Origin of the sequence: Anabaena sp. PCC 7938, from assembly GCF_049315035.1 — a bacterium.
Taxonomy (GTDB): domain Bacteria; phylum Cyanobacteriota; class Cyanobacteriia; order Cyanobacteriales; family Nostocaceae; genus Anabaena; species Anabaena cylindrica.
In genome coordinates, this window is sequence record NZ_CP186034.1 from 1,446,409 (window position 1) to 1,466,372 (window position 19,964).

Annotated in this window: 12 protein-coding genes; 4 read left to right on the forward strand and 8 right to left on the reverse strand. The window is 42.5% G+C overall.

The window, feature by feature from the left end; all coding sequences use genetic code 11:
* Window positions 1-5 precede the first annotated feature (5 nt).
* The 3 genes from ACOWPH_RS06775 (at window position 6) to ACOWPH_RS06785 (ending at window position 4,450) form a co-directional block, all read left to right on the forward strand.
* A complete protein-coding gene (locus ACOWPH_RS06775; RefSeq protein ID WP_015214660.1) occupies window positions 6-2,219 on the forward strand; it encodes a CHASE2 domain-containing protein in 2,214 nt (737 codons plus the stop codon).
* 226 nt (window positions 2,220-2,445) lie between these two features.
* Entirely contained in the window at window positions 2,446-3,477 is a 1,032-nt protein-coding gene (locus ACOWPH_RS06780) for a zinc-dependent alcohol dehydrogenase (RefSeq protein WP_015214661.1), read from the forward strand.
* Between the two features lie 361 nt (window positions 3,478-3,838).
* Window positions 3,839-4,450, forward strand: coding sequence for a hypothetical protein (locus tag ACOWPH_RS06785; protein ID WP_015214662.1), 612 nt, complete (start codon window positions 3,839-3,841; stop codon window positions 4,448-4,450).
* A 219-nt stretch (window positions 4,451-4,669) separates the two neighbouring features.
* Here the strand turns inward: ACOWPH_RS06785 and ACOWPH_RS06790 are convergent, their stop codons facing one another.
* The 5 genes from ACOWPH_RS06790 to ACOWPH_RS06810 all read right to left on the reverse strand — a co-directional run bounded on the left by ACOWPH_RS06790 (window position 4,670) and on the right by ACOWPH_RS06810 (window position 8,880).
* Window positions 4,670-5,560, reverse strand: a complete 891-nt coding sequence (locus ACOWPH_RS06790) for a hypothetical protein (RefSeq protein WP_015214663.1) — start codon at window positions 5,558-5,560, stop codon at window positions 4,670-4,672.
* 72 nt (window positions 5,561-5,632) lie between these two features.
* Entirely contained in the window at window positions 5,633-6,010 is a 378-nt protein-coding gene (locus tag ACOWPH_RS06795; RefSeq protein ID WP_015214664.1) for a hypothetical protein, read from the reverse strand.
* A gap of 98 nt (window positions 6,011-6,108) precedes the next feature.
* Complete coding sequence (locus ACOWPH_RS06800; protein WP_015214665.1) at window positions 6,109-7,599, reverse strand: protein kinase domain-containing protein; 1,491 nt, start codon at window positions 7,597-7,599, stop codon at window positions 6,109-6,111.
* Window positions 7,600-7,929: 330 nt separating this feature from the next.
* The gene (locus ACOWPH_RS06805; RefSeq protein ID WP_015214666.1) at window positions 7,930-8,475 is read right to left on the reverse strand and encodes a GIY-YIG nuclease family protein; all 546 of its coding nucleotides are present in this window, start codon (window positions 8,473-8,475) and stop codon (window positions 7,930-7,932) included.
* An 81-nt stretch (window positions 8,476-8,556) separates the two neighbouring features.
* Window positions 8,557-8,880: a hypothetical protein gene (locus ACOWPH_RS06810; RefSeq protein ID WP_015214667.1), complete on the reverse strand. Its 324-nt coding sequence runs from the start codon at window positions 8,878-8,880 to the stop codon at window positions 8,557-8,559.
* A gap of 390 nt (window positions 8,881-9,270) precedes the next feature.
* On the opposite strand from ACOWPH_RS06810, the gene ACOWPH_RS06815 reads away from it, so the two are divergent.
* Entirely contained in the window at window positions 9,271-9,651 is a 381-nt protein-coding gene (locus ACOWPH_RS06815; RefSeq protein ID WP_015214668.1) for a hypothetical protein, read from the forward strand.
* Between the two features lie 119 nt (window positions 9,652-9,770).
* On the opposite strand, the gene ACOWPH_RS06820 is transcribed toward ACOWPH_RS06815, so the two are convergent.
* From ACOWPH_RS06820 to rpoB, 3 genes are all read right to left on the reverse strand, one after another.
* Window positions 9,771-13,931 (reverse strand): DNA-directed RNA polymerase subunit beta', encoded by a 4,161-nt coding sequence (locus ACOWPH_RS06820; protein ID WP_015214669.1) that lies wholly within the window; start codon window positions 13,929-13,931, stop codon window positions 9,771-9,773.
* Between the two features lie 242 nt (window positions 13,932-14,173).
* Window positions 14,174-16,051 carry a DNA-directed RNA polymerase subunit gamma gene (locus ACOWPH_RS06825; RefSeq protein WP_015214670.1) on the reverse strand — a complete coding sequence of 626 codons (1,878 nt, stop codon included), beginning with the start codon at window positions 16,049-16,051 and terminating at the stop codon, window positions 14,174-14,176.
* 228 nt (window positions 16,052-16,279) lie between these two features.
* Window positions 16,280-19,636, reverse strand: coding sequence for a DNA-directed RNA polymerase subunit beta (rpoB, locus tag ACOWPH_RS06830; RefSeq protein ID WP_015214671.1), 3,357 nt, complete (start codon window positions 19,634-19,636; stop codon window positions 16,280-16,282).
* Between the last annotated feature and the right edge of the window lie 328 nt (window positions 19,637-19,964).

Here is a 19,964-nt window from a genome sequence, read left to right on the forward strand (position 1 = left end):
TTCTTATGTGGGAAAAGCTGAAAAAAGTAATTTGGGAATGGCGGGGTGTTTTAATTGCCGTTCCCAATGTCACATTTATTGTCATAGCACTACGTTTGACTGGATGGCTTCAATCTTTAGAATTAACAGCTTTGGATCAATTTTTTATTCTTCGCCCACAAGAACCAATTGATAATCGCATAGTTATAGTTGAAATTAATGAAAAAGATATCAGTAATCAGGGAAGTTGGCCTATTTCTGATGCAGTGTTGACTGATTTATTAGAGAAGATTAAGCAGCAACAACCTAGAGCTATCGGTTTAGATATTTATCGTAACTTAGCAGTAAATCCTGGTTATGAAGACCTGGTTAAATTATTTGAGTCTACCCCCAATTTAATTGGCATCCAAAAAGGTTTTGAAAGTGTAGATAGTTCTTTGGTTGAGCCATCACCCATATTGAAGCAACGTCAACAAGTGGGAGGAAATGATTTACCTCCAGATGGGGATGGTAAAATTCGCCGAGGAATGTTGTATCTTTATTTAAGTAATGGTGATATTTTAGAAAGTTTTAGTCTCAAACTGGCTTTATTGTACTTGCAACTTGAAGGGATTACTGAAAAAGCAGCAACCAATAATCCCAATTATCTCCAATTAGGTGGGAGTGTTTTTCCTAGATTTCAGGCTAATGATGGTGCTTATGTGAGAGCAAAAGCTGGAAGCTACCAAATATTATTAAATTACCGGGGTCGTCAACGGCAATTTACCACAGTTTCTCTGACAGCAGTTTTAAAAAACCAAATTTCACCAAATTTAATGCAAGGAAAGGTGGTACTAATTGGTTCAACTGCTGAGAGTTTGAGAGATAGCTTTTTGACACCTTACACCAGTCAAGTTTTCGCTGCCCCAGAAAGGATGGCCGGTGTAACAATTCATGCTAATTTAACTAGTCAAATTTTGAGTTCAGCTTTAGATGGTCGTCCCTTAATTCAGTCTTGGAGTGACACTATAGAATGGCTGTGGATTTTGCTATGGTCAACTATTAGCGCCCTATTGTGTTGGCAGCAACGTCATAATATATCTTTAATTACTGTTAATATTTTGCTGGCTGGCAGCGCTTTGATTGTCTGTTCTTTTCTAGCATTCTTAGCTGGCTGGTGGATTCCTGTCGTGCCGCCAATGTTGGCATTAGCAGGATCAACTATCGCTATTACCCAGTATATGGCTCGTAGTGCGGCCAATATGCAAAAAACTTTTGGACGTTATCTAACAGATGAAGTTGTGACTAGTTTAATAGAAACACCTACTGGTTTAAAGCTAGGAGGAGAAAGGAGAAAGGTCACAGTTCTAGTATCTGATGTGAGGGGTTTTTCGGCTATTTCTGAAGAATATCCCCCGGAAACTGTGGTAGAAATTCTCAATCTTTATCTGGAAGTGATGACAGATGTAATTAATCAGTACAAAGGTACGATTAATGATTTTATGGGTGATGGCATTTTGGTGATGTTTGGTGCGCCTATTCATCGAGATGATGACTCTCAAAGAGCGATCGCTTGTGCTGTGGCAATGCAGTTAGCTATGCAACAGGTAAATGCCAAAAATCAGGAAATGAATTTACCAATTTTAGAAATGGGAATTGGTATCAATACAGGTGAAGTTATCGCTGGCAATATTGGTTCTCAAAAACGTGCCGAATATACAGTCATTGGTAGTCATGTAAATTTAGCTGCACGAATTGAATCTTATTCTGTAGGAGGACAAATTTTTATTTCTGAACATACTTGGGAAGATGCCAAGATTGATTTGAGAATTGATAGTCAATTACAGGTAGAACCAAAAGGGATAAAACATCTCGTTACTCTTTACGAAATTGGTGGTATCGGTGGCAAATATAATCTATTTTTGCCTCCTATTGACGAAAATGTAGAAATGTTAAGTGAAGAGTTACCGATTGAATTTATTGTTTTACATGGTAAACACGTAGATGGAAAATTTTTGCCAGGGTCATTAATTGGACTTTCACAAAATGGCGCACAAATTCGGTGTGAATATGATTTAGAAAAATTAACTAATATCAAACTCAAGTTATTAACAGAAACAGCATTGTTTACAGAAGAACCAGATATATATGCCAAGGTTATAAAAAAATCTGCTATTGATCATCATTTCTTGATTCGATTTACAGGAATTCCTCCCAAGGGAATCCAAAGACTCAAAAGAGTAAGACAAAGTTTAGATTAATATTCACTTAATCAGGCAGATTTTTCAACCAAGGCATTTTTGCTGGGTTCAATTTTAACGTTACTAACAACCTTAAACTCCCTGAAACAACTACAAAGTTTGAATATGAGTTTCATCTTGAAAATCCTCAAATCCTGTAAATCCTGATTTAGGCTTAATTGATTTCTCAGAGTTTCCACTATATCCTGTAAAATCATTTAGCAGCTTCATTCTTAGGTGAAAAGCTTTGTTAGCAGCGTTACTTTATGGACAGGAAGATTTACGCCTAGAAACAGTCCCTGAACCCACTCCAGCAGATGGGGAAGTGGTGATTAAGGTGGGGGCTGCAACTACTTGCGGTACGGATTTGAAGGTTTGGCGGCGTGGTAGCCATGCAAAAATGTTGACTCTCCCCACACTGTTTGGTCATGAAGCGGCGGGAACAATTGTCGCTGTGGGTGCTGGTGTGCATAATTGGCAGGTGGGAAATCGCATTGTCGCTAATAATTCTGCACCCTGCATGAAATGCTTTTTTTGTCAACTTCAAGAATATTCCCTCTGTCCAAATTTGATATGGAATAATGGTACTTTTGCGGAATATCTAAAAATTCCCGCAGCGATTGTCCAGCAGAATATGTTGCGGATTCCCGATGAGTTACCCTTTGAATTGGCAGCAATGACTGAACCTTTAGCCTGTGTTTTACATGGGGTGGGGCGTTCTCATGTCAAACCTCAAGACCGGGTAGTTGTGCTGGGAGATGGGGCAATTGGGTTGATGTTTGTGGGGGTTTTAGCGGCACAAACAAAAGCTGAGGTGTTGTTATGGGGAGGAAATGACCAACGGTTAGAAATTGGCAAAAAATTAGGGGCAGCAAAGATTTTTAATTATCATCAAGTTGCTGATATTCCTAGTGTAGTGAAGGAATTGACGGCGGGCTGGGGTGCAGATGTAGTTATAGAGGCTACTGGTGTTCCGAGTGTTTGGGAAAAAGCGATCGCTTGCGCCCGTCCTGGTGCAACTGTAAATCTATTTGGTGGTTGTCCTAAAGATACGACAATTACTGTGAATACAGAACAGCTACATTATAGTGAATTGACTCTCAAAGGCGTGTTTCATAATACACCCGAATATGTACGATCAGCGTTATCACTGATAGCTAGTAGAAAAATCCCTTTTGAATTGCTAATTAGTGAACATCGCCCATTAAAAGATTTAGAACAGGTGTTTGCTGACATGAAAGCGCGGAAGGTAATTAAAGTGGCAATGTTACCGTGTTAATAGTAATTATTTTAGCTTTGCAGTACTGAATAATAGATCAATCTGGGGATAAAGCTCATTGCTATGGAAAAATTGGGAAAACTATGTTCATCCCTTTTTTGTAACAATTCAGGAGTCAGGAGTCAGGAGTCAGAATGTTTGATAAATCGGTAGATGATCGGATAGTGAGCTTTTCTGTAACCGTCAGGACTTACGCAAAATATCTCTCACAACCTCATTTCTCTGTGAACTCTGTGCCTCTGTGGTTCGTTTATTCTGTAACTCGTGCGTAAGTCCTAACCGTTAAAAAGCTGACCACTGATAGCTGAATACTTATCCTTTTTGTTCCCTTTTTAGGGGTAATTGCGATCTCAATAGAAAAATGCTAAAAAAATCTCTGCGTAATTTTTTAATTTTGTCTTGTTCCCTTATACCTTGTTTATCTGGGGAAATTATACTGAATTCTCCAGCCCAGGCCTTACCAGGAGAAAGCACTGAGGAAGTAACCACATGGATTAAAGCCCATCCAACGCTTAAACCTAGAAGTGGGGAGCGATTGTTTGTGAGTAAGAGTGATACAGCTGCCCAAAGATTCACCTTTCAAGCGTCAGTATTGCCTCCAGGTAAGGTAACTTTTACTAAAGACCGCAGTACAATTCGTACTGAGCGGATGACTATGTATGATGGTGTGAATGGCGTTACAGTTCAGCGTCTTGAGGAGTCTTTACGGGTAATTTATGGGTTGGATATCTACCAAGACTATAATCGCGCTCAGGTAGTTTACGATTATCCTAACGAGAGTGCAATTAATCAGGCACGTTTGGCAAAAACTCCAATTCGGGAAGCATTGAAGGGAGAATTGCGGTTAGGCGATCGCTATGCATATTGGGTAGAAATCGCTCAACCCAGACAGGGTAATGCTTTGGTCGGTCAAATAACAGTTTTACTTAAAGCCGATCTCGACAAATTAGAGGCAGAACTGAGAACACGTTAAAAGTAAGCTCAAACACACCTACATACTTAATTTTTGCATATCTAAATTTGATGAAATTCTTGTGGGGTGGGCATCTTGCCCGCCCTAATTATAGAATTTAAACGTTGAGGAACTTATCAGGGACAAGATAGATTGACAGTCTTACTCTGACTGACTTTCAGTTTACGAGGTTCCAAAAAGCTTCTACACTGCTTCTTTTGAATACATTTACCCCTAGCCTTAAGGGTAGCAGTATGCTGTCACACCAATCCAATCACCTTCTTGAGCTTCACCTATCCAGCAGTAATTTGTACCTAAAAAAATATATTCTCTCAAATTTCTTAAATGTAGTCGTAGAATTTCATCAACCGACGGAAAGCTAGTACCGCAAAATCTTCGAGTAGCAATAATACCTATGGAATATAGCAATTTTTTAAAGAGCAAGTCTTTGGTCTCTGCAACTTCGCAAAAATAGTAATTGAATATGTAAAAGGGATTAGGATGACCTGATTCCTGACCTTGTATAGAGGCAAGGTAATGAGAACGGGATGATTGATATAGTATTTCCATGAAACTTGGTATCTCTTGCAAAAACTTGTGTGTTGTTTCTCTAAATAAATTGTTGCTTTTTGGTAAAAACTCTTCATCGCTACTTGATAGAAAATCACAAGGATACTTGTTAGCTATACCAATCCAATACCCGTCCGTTGTTCTTCCTATATAGCACCCTCCAGCACGGCGATAGCTCCCTTCGGTATGATTATAGTCATAATGAAGAAGAGTTTTATCAATCGTTATTTCATATATCTGTAAATCTGACAAATTAGATAATAAAGACTCGAAAAATTGTAGATAAATTTGATATAATCCTGAAATACAAATTTCTTCATCTAATATAACAGTTTGATAATTTGATTCTGCTTTCACTAAATACTCACATCTTGTATATATCCCCTCCATCCAATCTACGTCTATTGGTAACAATTTAAACATATTTTCTAGACTTAATTCACCCTTGGCAGTTAACTCCCAAATACGAGTTCCCACTGAAGAGTCTCCTGCACATGAGTAGTTTAAATTTTCAGTAGCTATTTTGAGTTGAGCAATAATATTTGCGCTATTTACCTTCATTGTTATACTGTGAACGGGTAAAATCTGGACTTATATCATAATTTTACCTGTTTGCAGTAAAATTTTGTCTGGCTACTTCAAGCTTTCGTCCTTCAGATAGCCTCCAATGCTTAGAGTTTGCCATGTACCAGAAAATATACTTTCTGCTGCGAGGGAAATGCGTTGCAAATCTTCTTTCAACAGCGGTGGCCAGTCAATACCCGCTTTGCGTCCTGTAGCAAATAACTGCAAGGCTCTAATACCTAATTTATATAAAGCATAAGCCAGTTCTTTATCTACATTAGTGGTTTCTTTCAAGGCTTCAAATACTACCTTCAAGGCTAACAAAACTGAAGTTATTTGACCTGGTACTGGAGGTTTTCCTTGTTTGAGACGATTTAAGAAAGTATCTGGATTTTCGTCGTTTATTGTTTGGTCTATGAGTAATTTGCGGGCTATTTCGTAGTTCATGCATCCAGCTTACCGTAGTTTCTCTAAATATTTGCTCTTGCTGACATTGGGGATAGAAGAAAAGACACTTATCAAAATTTAAATCTCACTGAAATTATTCATTTTTTAAAGTATCTGATATTATAACTGTCTTGATATTTAGCAATATAATCTACATTGCTTTGCTCTAATTTTGATAATAATTTAACCGGAAACTCCTTGGGTGAATATTGGGGATTATACCAAGGCTGTTGATCAAAGTAATCTTGTAAACCAGGAGTATCAAAACGGCGACCATGAACAGCAAAAATTGTATTCCTCATTATATCTAGTTCAAAGCCATTTTTACCTTCTAAATCTGTATTTGTAACTTGTCTTTCTGAAAGCCAAGCATAATTATCAATATTTTTATTAGTGCTTTCTATTTTTAGCCTTTTGTCTATAACAGTGGTCGTAATTTCAGGAGTTGCAATAACTTGGGGTGTAGGATTTGGTGCAGTTTCTGAAGTTGGTAAAATACTGGGAGTATCCTGCACTTGGGGTGTTGTATTTGATCTCTTTGTGGAAACTGACACCTCCGTATCTGTGCCAGATTCGAGAGATTTTGTTAACACCTGACCAATAATTACAGATGCACCGATTAACCCACCTGCAATTAAACTACCAATGAGGATACCATTCTGATTATTAGTTTTAGCAACTAGTTGGGGGTGAGCGGGAATAGTTGGTGATATCGGTACTATAGGCGTGAGAATGGTTGGTGGTAGCGTAGCCGGAATAGGTTTGACTAGGCTTTGCAAAGCATCTAACATTGCTTTAGCTGTAGAATAGCGATCGCGTGGATGATAGGCGATCGCTTTATCAAGAATCTCTGCCATCATTGTACTAAGATGACCAGCATACTCTCGCCATACAATCTCACCTGTTTGAGAATCTGTCTCTAATTGTTGTGGTTGTCTACCAGTGAGCAAATAAATTGCTGTCAACCCTAAACTATACAAATCACTTGAATAAACTGGTCTACCTGCTGCTTGTTCGCTGGGCATAAATCCCGGCGTACCAATTACAATTGAACTAGTAGGATTTCCCTGAGAATTCAACACCGTCCCCATTGATTCTCTCACGGCACCAAAGTCAATCAGCACAGGTTTACCATCACGATGACGCAAAATAATATTATCTGGTTTGATATCGCGGTGAACAATATGTTGCGAGTGAATATAATCAAGAACGGGTAATAAATTTACTAATAATTCTTGAATACCGCTTTCAGTAAATAATCCTTGTTGTTGGATTTTTGCTGTTAAAGTATCCCCTTCAACCCACTCTTGTACCAAGTAAAATTGTCCCTCAGAGGAGAAGTAAGCATACAAGCCAGGAATTTGCTCAGTTGCACCACCAAGTGCTTCTAACATGACTGCTTCCCGTTGAAATCTCTCTTGTACCAGTTGGTAAATCTGGGGATTATTTTGTATTGGTCGTAGCTGTTTGACTACACAGCGACGCTTTGATGGTAAATAAGTATCTTCTGCTAGAAATGTTTCCCCAAACCCGCCAGCGCCAAGGACTTGGAGAACTTGATAGCGATCGTTTAGTAGTTGTAATGTCATAACAGGTTACAAGCAACTGACTTGGAAAAGTGTTGAGTGCTGGATGATGGCTAATTATTTTCCCAGGATATAGCAATCTTCTCCAAGAACTTAATGCAACTCTACCAAAAGAACGATGCCTATGCCCACCTAAATTAATTTATTACCTGACTTGTGCTTGTAACCCAAATTGGAATTTATTCTTAGAGGATGAATGGACAAGTCTAGCGTCGTATCCATATCCTCCCTAAGCCGCTTAAAAAAAAGGGGGAATAACCTTTTCAAAGTCCTTCTTTGTAAGGAGGATTTACAGGTGTCAAATACCACAGGAAAAAGTTTTCAAACATCCTCTTATTTTAAATCCAGTAATCCATCTTCTTTTAATTTAGGATTAAAGCGAATTTGAGTTTGTAACCCTCGTGCTAATAATACTGCTAAAATTTCTTCTTCGACTCGCCGCGCTACATTTTTAATAAGTTTCATTTTTACTAAATCATCAATTAATGGATTTTGATATTTAGCCTTTTCTTCATCTGTCATGAGTGCCTTAGCATCAATAGGATTAGTCCATTTTTGCTTATTTTCCAAATTACCTAAATCAAGACTGCCATTTTCAGTTATCCAAGCATTTTCAATATTTTCTAAAATCGTGCGGTTAGGTCGTTCAATAGTTTGTGCTTTCACCCAATAACATTGTTCAGGTTGACGAACTAAATGCTGTTTAAGACTGAGATAAATATCGCGGGAATAACCCACAAATTGGAGAATTTTTTCTTGATTAAAAATAGCATAAACTCCTATTTTACCTTGAAATTGTTCTGGGAATTCACCATTATCATCAATGTAAGCAATATATTCTAGATTAGCTAAAGAAGGAATATTAGTTTCAGTAGTCATGATAGAACTTTATAAATTAATAATTTACTATTTGCTCGGATAGTTTGTAATGGCAGCAAAACATATTTTCTTCACTACTGCTTAAAGCTTTTTCCTGTAAATTGCACAAAGGCGACTAGGTCTGAAAATTTTAGCATTAAACATGAAATTTGGCGGTACGTTAATGATGGTGTAATCTTCAGATTTATGATATTGTTCAAATTCTGCTGGCATCCCTTTGGGAGTCGCTGGACTGTAGGGAACTGGTTGAAAAAGCATTTCGGTAAATTCAATTTTTTCACATTGCCAATTTTGACAAATTTGGCTTAAAAATGATTCACTCGTCAATAATTTAAACAGAGTTTCTTGAGCTTCTGGTGCGAGTGTAAAACTACTATCAAAATTCTGAACAATTTTTAAAGACATTTTGGTTACAAATTGTGATTGACAAATGAGTAATGATTGAGGATAGCAAGATTTTGCAGATTGAGAGGCATTTTTACCGCTACTTGAAAAAGGTTGGTAACACCTACAACAAGGTTAAGTATACATTGTGGATGACTTTTGTGTGAACCTGTGAACTGCACACTTTAAATTAGCCTATGGGATTTTGGGGCTTATGTCAGCCATCGGAAGACGATATTAAAATTAAGAATTTTGAAGTTTGACAGACTTTTAAGAAGAAAAACAGCGAAAACACCTACTAGTTCTAGAATAAACAGGAAATGTACTTTATAACTAGTTCTACAGTATCTAGTGTTTGTCCTGAGTTGATGGTAATTTTTTCACTAGTTCTAAATCTTAATTCCGTTAATTATGAAATTATATCTTTTAACTTTAGCCGTTTCTATTAGTGCAGTAGCTATCACTCCTAGTGCTTATGCTAACCCAAAACAAACTTCTGATATTACAGGTAAACGTGATCAGTCAGCTAATTTGGTAACGGAAGCAGCCACAATTACTAGTAAATGGAATAATATTGTGAGCGATCAGACTCATAATACTGATGGCAGCTTGAGAGTAAGCGACCCAGAATGCAAAAAAATGAACCCACTGGAGTATATCAACAATCCAGAGACTTTCTTTCAACCATGCTCCGCAACAAATAACGCAAATCGTCAAAGTTATGAGCCAATCGAGTATTTAAAGGTTCCCAAGCTTGATTCTGGTTTAAGTGTTACCGTTACTAACTTTTGATTAGATCCTTATAATTAAAAATCATGCAAAAAGGCAAAAGAAATTAATCTTTTGCCCTTTCCAACTATTACCTTTTACTTTTGGTACGCTACGAACGTTACTAACGTAAGTAAACAGTTTTAGTCTTCATCGTAATCATCATCCTCTTCTTCCTCGTAGTCGTCGTCTTCTTCTTCCTCTTCTACAAGGTCGCTGACTTCATCAGCAATCAGATCATCATCATCATCCAAAATTGACTTTTCTGCCTTTCTTCCCCCATAGCTACCATCTCCCAAAGCAGGAGTATCTAAACTATAGAGCTTGGCCGTGCGGTCATCTAACACCATATCCAACGGGTCATCGACTTCATCTAAGACGCTGTTACCCAAATCAGTTCCATAGTCTTCAACGATGGTAGTTTCTTCATAGGTGTTGTAACCAGTACCAGCAGGTATCAATCGCCCGATAATAACGTTTTCCTTCAATCCCCGCAGCCAATCAGACTTACCTTCAATAGCAGCTTCAGTTAAGACTCTGGTTGTTTCTTGGAAAGAAGCAGCAGAAATAAAGCTATCAGTGTTAAGAGATGCCTTGGTGATACCTAACAACACGGGGGTATATTGCGCCTTTGCACCACCTGTAATTGACATAGCTTCATTTACCTGCTCAACTTGGCGCAACTCGACCAACTCACCAGGCAACATAGTAGTATCCCCACCATCATCAATCCGCACCTTATTAGTCATTTGGCGGACAATCACCTCAATGTGTTTGTCAGCAATCTCAATGCCTTGAGACTGGTACACCATCTGCACTTCGTTAACCAAAAAGCTCTGTACTTTTTGCAGTGCATGACTAGCACAGGCATAGATACCATCATCAGAACCAAGACTAAAGAAAATTTCTAAAATCTCATGGGGATTAGAAGGGCCATCAGTCAGGGGTTGACCTGCTAATACCTGAACACCATCAGAAACCATTAAGTTTTGCCCAGGCCCCAGGGGATAGTCGGTAATAACGCCATTAGATTCAACAACCTTGATAGCGTAAGCTTCACGAGATGTGGTTATGCTTTCATCCCCATCTCCATAGACCACCTTCACTTCTCCCGGACGACGGCACAAAATACAGGCTTCTTTGGGTTTGCGAGCTTCTAGCAGTTCTTCAATTCTGGGCAAACCTTGGATAATGTCTCCAGTTTTGGCTCTTTCAAACACCAATAACACCAAGTTGTCACCCCGTTGCACTAAATCCCCATCCTCTATTTGCAACACCGCACCAGGACTGACGCGATAGGGACGACCAACCCGCAGGGTAAGAGTATAAGCAGATGGTGATAATGAAGAAGAGTCTCTGTCACCTGTTAAGAGTTCCTTGTCACCTGCTTTTACCTCTACCACTTGTCCAGATTCGGCTGCAAACACACCAGACGCAATTTCTGTACCTTCAACCAACAAAGTACCTTTCTTGACTTTGGGGGCAGTTTTGGTAGTCATGGTGATCATGTCACTGTCGCGCAAGACCAAGCAGCGACGCACAGCTTCTGTGCCTTTTCTCACGCCACGGACTATACCGCCTTCTTTACACAAAATCTGTGTTCGTGCGACCACAGCACCAGGAGCAATACTTAAACCATCTTCTACTTCCAAAGTGGTTTGAGTGCTGCCTTGAGTGGCATCAGCAGCAATATCACGGCGAATTACCAAGGATTCCAGAATTACCAATTGCAATCGCTGAATTTCTGGGTTTTCTACATCAGTGACTAATTCAATGTCTGCTGCCAGAGGTGAGGCTGTGTGGTCTTGTTCACCCTCTTGCTCAATTTCTAACACTAGTTGAGTCCGTAGTAGTTCTACCCCTTCTACAGATTTGACTCGCTCGGAATCTTTATAGGGCAGTCTTTGTACCGCTCGCAGCTGAATTGAGCGGCTTGTTTGCTGACTAACTGAGGTGGTAGAAGGCAGGTCTGGGTTGCTAGGAACGGCAAACTCTACTACCGGACGACTCAAAAGAGCCGGGCCTTCTGGTGACTCTACATACTGAATGTAGCGCAGTTCTGTGGCTACAGTGCCTTGGAACTCTTCACCTGGTTGAATTAGGGTGTTATCTCGCCCTAATACTGCTTCGGGGTCATCGACCATCAGCAGTTCACCTGGTTTAATCACCACTTCGCGCAAGATGTCGTTTTTCTGGGTGACTTCGATGACACCGCTGGTTTGACAAAAGATGTCTTTGACGACTTCGGTGCCGGCTTCGACAAATTGCCCATCTTCGACTAACAACAAGGATATATCTTTGTTGACTTCGTGGGTTTCTTCAGGAATCCACAGCAGTGTGCCACCGGTGACTACTTCATAACCTAATTTGGCTTTGCCTTTTTTCTGCACTTCCACACCAGCAAACTTCAAAAAGCCTCCGGTGGTGGTGCGATAACGATCATCTATTAACTCAGCAACTACTTGCCCATTTTGGACTTTTGTGCCTGGTGTAGCTCGGAGGTTAAAGACTTGAGCAGAAGAGGCAGGGGGGCGGGAAGCAGGGAGCAGGGGAGAATTATCCTCTTCTCCTCCTGACTCCTGACTCCTGACTCCTGACTCTTTTCCGGTATGCACTAGGTAGTTGTTGCGTCCTTGGAAACTCTGGACTGTCACCGTGGCTTGGTCTAATACCACAGAGGCAGTGATGATTTCGATTTCTCTGGTGGCTTTGCCGGGAATTGCTTCTGGCAACCGCACTACCCCACCATGCACGGAGGTTAATTTGGTTTCTGCTAATACACCATTGGAAGCGATCGCATCACCGTTGTTAACTACTAGTTCTGCTCCTGGTGGCAAGTTATAAACTTCACCAGAAAGAATCCAAATTAATCCCCCTCTTGATGCTGTGGTGGTGGTGTTGCCTTGTCTATCGGTTTTTTGTTCAGAAACAACATCGGCAAACTGCACCTCTCCGGCTAGGTCAGAGGCTACATCTTTAACGGCTTTTTCTGTATTGGTACGGGTGGTTCTGCCTCCCAGGGCTACTTCTGCCAACAGTTGGGCAGCTTTAACCTGTTGACCAGGCACAATATACAGAGTTGAACCTTGGGTGATCTGAATTTCTTGGTTTTCGGCTTCACCCTTGGCTTCTAAGGTTAAAGTGCCGTTGGTTTCGGCATAGAGTGCGTCTTCACCGTGACGGGTGCGATAGGGACGGGTTTTGAGCTTGCGGGATATTTTGACTGTGCCGTCAATTTTGGATCTCACCTGTTGGGCTACTTCCCCGGTGAATACACCCCCGGTGTGGAAAGTCCGCATGGTCAACTGGGTTCCTGGTTCACCGATACTCTGGGCGGCAATAATCCCCACGGCTTCTCCCAGGTCTACCATTTTGGCATGGGCTAAACTCCAGCCATAACAATGTTGACACACGGAACGGGCGGCTTCGCAGGTGAGGGGCGATCGCACTATCACTTCTTTGACATCAGCTTTTTGAATTGCTATGGCTAAGTCATCGGAGATGGGGGTGTTGCGGGTAGCAATAATTTCTCCTGTGGTGGGGTGAATTACGTCTTCTCCTACTACCCTGCCCATTAATCGGTTGCCGATGGGAATTAGAATTTTAGCGCCTTCGGTCATATCCCGGACAGGGACACCCCTGGTAGTGCCGCAGTCAAATTCCCGAATAATTACATCTTGAGATACATCTACTAATCGTCGGGTGAGATAACCAGAGTCGGCGGTGCGGAGGGCTGTATCTACTAACCCTTTTCTGGCTCCATAAGAAGAAATAATATATTCTGTAACTGTTAGCCCTTCTCGGAAGTTGGTTTTGATGGGCAAGTCAATAATTTCCCCTTGGGGATCTGCCATTAGTCCCCGCATACCTACTAGCTGCCGGACTTGGGAGATGTTGCCCCGCGCTCCCGAAAAGGCCATCATATAGACGGAGTTGAGGGGGTTGGTTTTTTTGAAGTGTGTCACCACTTCGTCTTTGAGGCTTTCGCTGGTGCTGTTCCAGGTATCAATTACCTTTTGGAACCGTTCCACTTCAGTGATTTCTCCCCGTTTGAATCGGGCTTCGGTGCTGAGAATTTCTTCTTCTGCTGCTTCTAAGAGCGATCGCTTGGAAGGTGGAACCATCAAATCATCAACGCTAATAGATACCCCGGCTTTGGTGGCATAGCGGAATCCTAGCTCTTTTAATTTATCCGCCATTACCGCTGTCCGCGCTGTCCCATGGTGGGTAAATGCCCAAGATATCAAGTTTCTCAGTTGGCCTTTGTTAACGACAACGTTGCGAAAAATCATTTTTTCAGTCATTAGTCTCTCCATTTTGGATTTTGGACTTCGGCAAGTTCAGGAGGTAGGGGGCAGAGGGGCAGGGGGCAGGGGCAGGGGGCAGAGGGGCAGGGGAGCAGAGGGGCAGGGGAGCAGAGGGGCAGGGGAGCAGAGGGGCAGGGGAGCAGAGGGGCAGAGGAGCAGAATAACTACTGACTCCTGACTCCTGACTCCTGACTCCTGACTCCTGACTCCTGACTCCTGACTCCTGACTCCTTCTTTAATTAGCTTGCTAAAGCTTCCTGAATTGCGTTGTTATAAATCACCCGACCAGCGGTGGTGTAGATATACTGAGAAAGTAAATTTCCTTCGGCATCTTGGCGGACACGACGGTATTTATACAGCAATGTCCGAGTCCCATCTTCGTTGACTACGATTTCTAATGGCTCGGTGTCTGGAACGCTTGTTTCCATTTCTCCGTCAAACCGCACATAAATATAGGAATGCAGGTCAACCTGATCTTGCTGATAAGCCATAATCACATCATCGAGGGAGGCAAAAAATCCACCAGCCCCTTTGGTTGCATTAGGATTTTCTGCTGTTAGGTAATACGCCCCTAATACCATGTCTTGGCTAGGGGTAACAATTGGTTTACCTGTTGCTGGTGAAAGAATGTTGTTAGAAGCCAACATCAACAGCCGTGCTTCTGCTTGACTTTCTAAGGATAGAGGTACGTGTACCGCCATTTGGTCGCCGTCAAAGTCAGCGTTAAAAGCCGGACATACCAGAGGATGGAGTTGAATTGCCCTACCTTCTACTAAAATAGGTTCAAAAGCCTGAATCCCCAAGCGGTGCAATGTGGGAGCGCGGTTTAACATCACCGGATGCCCTTCAATCACTTCTTCCAACACATCCCACACACTGGGGTCATTGCGAGAAATCAGCTTTTTCGCTGCCTTGATGTTATTCACCATACCGGAACGAATCAAGCGGTTAATCACAAAAGGTTGAAACAACTCAATTGCCATTTCTCTAGGCAAACCGCACTGGTGAATTTTCAGCTTTGGCCCCACCACAATTACCGAACGTCCTGAATAGTCAACCCGTTTACCTAACAGGTTTTGACGGAAGCGTCCTTGCTTACCTTCAATAATGTCTGACAAAGACTTGAGCGGGCGGTTATTAGCCCCTACCACAGTCCGTCCTCGGCGACCATTATCAATCAAAGCATCCACTGCTTCTTGCAGCATCCGTTTTTCGTTACGGACAATAATTTCTGGTGCTAATATTTCTTGGAGTCTGGCTAAACGGTTATTGCGATTAATGACCCGACGGTATAAATCGTTTAAATCGCTGGTAGCAAATCTACCCCCATCTAGCTGTACCATAGGGCGCAAATCTGGAGGAATGACCGGAATCACAGCCATCACCATCCATTCTGGTTTAGAACCAGTGGCAATAAAGTTATCAATCACCCGCAGCCGTTTAATCAGCTTGGCTCGTTTTTGTCCCTTAGCGTTGCCGATTTCTTCCCGGAGATTTTCCGCTTCTTGCTCTAAATTAATATCTGCGAGCAACCGTAGGAGCGCCTCTGCCCCAATACCTACCTCTACCCCCACCAGTTGGGAATCTTCGCTATAGATAGCGTCTTCAATTTCTAGCCACTGGTCTTCACTCAACAGTTGTTTGTAGGTGAGGGTGTCGGCATTACCAGGAGCTAAAACAACATAAGAGTTGAAATAAACAATTTGTTCTACATCCCGCAGCGGCATATCTAACAAAATAGCAATATAGCTGGGGATGCCCTTAAGATACCAAACGTGGGCAACAGGGGCAGCTAACTTAATAAAGCCCATGCGGTGTCGTCGCACCCGTGACTCTGTTACCTCCACACCGCAGCGTTCGCAGACAATGCCTCTATGACGCACTCTTTTATATTTGCCACAATGGCATTCCCAGTCCTTAGCTGGGCCAAAAATGCGTTCGCAAAATAAACCATCCATCTCAGGCTTCAGAGTCCGGTAGTTGATAGTCTCCGGCTTGGTGACTTCACCAACTACCTGGCCATTAGGCAAAGTCCGCTCTCCCCACTGACGAATACGTTCAGGAGAAGCGAGTCCGATTTTTACGTAGTCAAACTGATTAGTCTGGGCAGGTCTCATAATTAATTCGTAATTCGTAATTCGTAATTCGTAATTCGTAATTAAGTACCTCGACAGAATTAATTACATATTGGTGATTTACCAATTCTTTGCCAGTCAGGGATTTCAGCCCAAATTTTTGTGTAATTAATTTTGTTTGATTACTTAACAATTAGTAATTTGTAGTTTGTAATTCGCAATTCGTAACTTTCATTCAATTACGAATTACGAATTATCAATTACTAATTACTATTCTTCTTCCAACGACTCACGAGAAAGGGACTCATAGGTGGGTCGTGGTGGCGTGCGACGGGTGGCTTGGTCTGCCATTAAATCGACTTCTACATCTAAGGAGCTGCCGTCTGCTTGGGTTTCTACTTTGTGGACAGCAATATCTAATCCCAAAGATTGCAACTCGCGCATCAATACCTTAAAGGATTCTGGAGTTCCCGGACGAGGAATGGCTTTGCCTTTAACGATCGCATTCAGGGCTTCATTTCTACCTTGCATATCGTCGGATTTGACTGTTAACAATTCCTGCAAGGTGTAAGCAGCCCCAAATGCCTCCAGCGCCCACACTTCCATTTCTCCGAATCTTTGACCACCTTGTTGAGCTTTACCACCCAGAGGTTGCTGAGTCACCAAAGAATAAGGTCCAGTCGAACGGGCGTGAATTTTGTCATCGACTAAATGCACCAGTTTCAACATATAAGCCACACCAATGGTAATTGGGCGGTCAAAGGGTTCCCCTGTGCGTCCGTCATAGACCATAATTTTGCCAGGATCATCGGGGTTATAGACCCAGTTTTTCCCGGTTTCGTCTCTGGCTTCTTGGAGTTTGCCATGAACAATGCGGCGGGAAGATTCTTCGCCATACATTTCGTCAAAGGGAGTAATTTTGAATCTCACTCCTAAGTTTTGACCTGCCCAACCTAACAAACACTCAAACACCTGACCGACATTCATCCGGCTGGGTACACCCAAGGGGTTGAGAACGATATCGACTGGAGATCCATCAGGTAAATAGGGCATATCTTCAGCTGGCAAAATCCGGGAAATAATCCCTTTGTTGCCGTGTCTACCTGCCATTTTGTCGCCGACTTGGATTTTGCGTTTTTGGGCTACATACACCCGCACCACCATGTTTGCCCCTGGTGGCAGTTCGTCACCTTGTTCTCTGGTGAACAGCCGCACATCAACCACGCGCCCTTTTTCACCGTTGGGAACTCTCAGGGAGTTATCGCGCACATCTCGCGCTTTTTCCCCGAAAATCGCCCGCAGCAGTTTTTCTTCTGGGGGTTGGTCAGATTCTCCCTTGGGCGTAACTTTACCCACCAATATATCCCCAGCTTCTACCCAAGCCCCAATGCGGATAATGCCCTGTTCATCTAGTTGTCTGAGGGCATCTTCCCCCACGTTGGGAATTTCTCTGGTGATTTCTTCTGGTCCGAGTTTGGTTTGTCTGGCTTCAATTTCATATTTTTCAATGTGAATTGAGGTGTAGACATCATCCTGTACCAACCGCTCAGAAATCAAAATCGCGTCTTCATAGTTGTAGCCTTCCCAAGGCATATAAGCGACGACGATGTTTTGTCCTAGTGCTAACTCTCCCCCTTCGGTGGAAGAACCATCTGCTAACACTTGTCCAGCTACAACTTTTTCCCCAATGCGGACTAGGGGCTTTTGGTTGAGACAGGTATCTTGGTTAGAGCGTTGATATTTGGAAAGATAATATGTAACTTCTGGGGGTTTGCCCGTTGGCGACTCTTTGAGAGAAGCTGGTAACTGGGTTAGGTTTTTGTCTGTTGTTTGTTCTCTGACTCTGACGCGAATTTCTGCCGCATCTACATACACAACATCCCCATCAGTCCGAGAAACAATCACCATCCCGGAGTCTCTAGCGCCTTGAGCTTCTAAGCCTGTGCCAACTAGGGGACGTTCTGGCTTGAGGAGGGGGACTGCTTGGCGTTGCATATTGGAACCCATCAGCGCCCGGTTCGCGTCGTCATGTTCCAAGAAGGGAATCATGCTTGTAGCTACAGAGACAATCTGCACTGGTGATACTGCTACATAGTCCACTTGTTCCGGTGTGGTGGTTGCCCAGTCTTGGCGATAGCGGACTGGAACTTGTGGTCCTTTGATGTAGCCATTTTCGTCTACGGGAATGTCACCGGTTGCCGTCCGCAAATCGTCTTCTTCATCGGCGGTCATGTACACTGGTTGGACATCAAACCGCACTTTGCCATTTTCTACTGGTCTAAAGGGGGTTTCTAAAAAGCCGTATAAGTTAACACGGGCATGGGTAGCTAAAGAGCCAATTAACCCAGCGTTGGGGCCTTCTGGGGTTTCGATGGGGCAGATCCGTCCGTAGTGGCTGGGGTGGATATCTCGCACGGCGAATCCTGCCCGTTCTCTTGTCAGACCACCTGGACCTAAGGCGCTCAGACGGCGTTTATGGGTCAGTTCGGCCAGGGGATTGGTTTGATCCATGAACTGACTAAGTTGGCTGGAACCAAAGAATTCTTTGATTGCTGCTACTAGTGGTTTGGGGTTAACCAAGGATGCTGGTGTCAAAACTTCGGCATCGGATACGGTCATCCGTTCCCGAATGATTCGCTCTAGGCGATTTAATCCGACTCTGACTTGGTTTTGCAGTAATTCACCCACACTTCTAACTCGGCGATTTCCGAGGTGGTCGATGTCATCAATGCTGCCGATATCATATTCTAGATTGATGAGGTAATCTACTGCGGCGAGGATGTCTCCTGGAGTGAGGACACGCATGGTGTCGGGGACTGAGAGGCGTAATTTTTTGTTGAGTTTATAACGTCCTACACGACCCAAATCATAACGTTTGGGGTCGAAGAAGCGGGAGTCTAAAAGTTGTTGTCCGCCTAAAACTGTGGGTGGTTCACCTGGACGTAGTTTGCGGTATAACTCCATTAGGGCTTCTTCTTCGGAAAATTGCCCTTCTTTTTCGATAGTTTTTTGGAAGTACTCTGGGTGGCGTAGGGCATCAAAGATTTCGTTGTCTGATAATCCTAATGCTTTGAGAAGTACCTGGGCTGACAGTTTGCGGGTCTTGTCGATGCGTACCCACACTAAGTCGTTACGGTCTGTTTCAAATTTTAGCCATGCCCCCCGGTTAGGGATTAAGCTGGCAGAATAAGTCCTTCTTCCGTTTTTATCAATTTCTGATTTGTAGTAAACTCCAGGCGATCGCACTATTTGGTTGACGATGACCCGTTCGGCTCCGTTAATAATAAACGTACCGCGATCCGTCATCAACGGCAGATCACCTATAAATACTTCTTGTTCTTTAATATCCCCTGTTTCTTTATTTAAAAGACGTGTGGGTACGTACATTTGTACTGCATAAGTGCTATCCCGCCGTTTAGATTCTTCGACGCTGTACTTAGGTTCTTTAAGTTTGTAGTTATTACCTAAAAAGTGCAGTTCTAGTTTCCCGGTGTAGTCTGTAATTGGACTAAAGGAGTTCAACTCTTCTATTAGCCCTTCTTCTAAAAACCAGCGAAAGCTTGAACGCTGGATTTCAATTAAGTCGGGTAACAGAAAGGCGGGTTCCATATATGTTTCGTTCGTCATGCCTCTACCTTTGTCAACCTGGTTAAACTTTCCCTTGAACGCTGCTGTGATTATCTTCCCGACTCAAGCACCCTTGTATGCAAGCTGCTGGGAAACTCCTTCTTAAATTACCTGCTGTTAACAGGTAAAAAAGCTGTCCGCAGCAATTAAATCTGGAATGGGGGCTTTTGACAAGGGGGTAATCTCCCTTGTGGAGAAGCAAGGTTTGCTAAAATCCATTTAGGGGATTTAATCAACCAGAACAGATTGTTGATATCTTGCTGAGGTTTATTTTTCCTCACGTCGCCTCCAGAACAGTGCCTTCATTAATCTATGCACATCCACACTG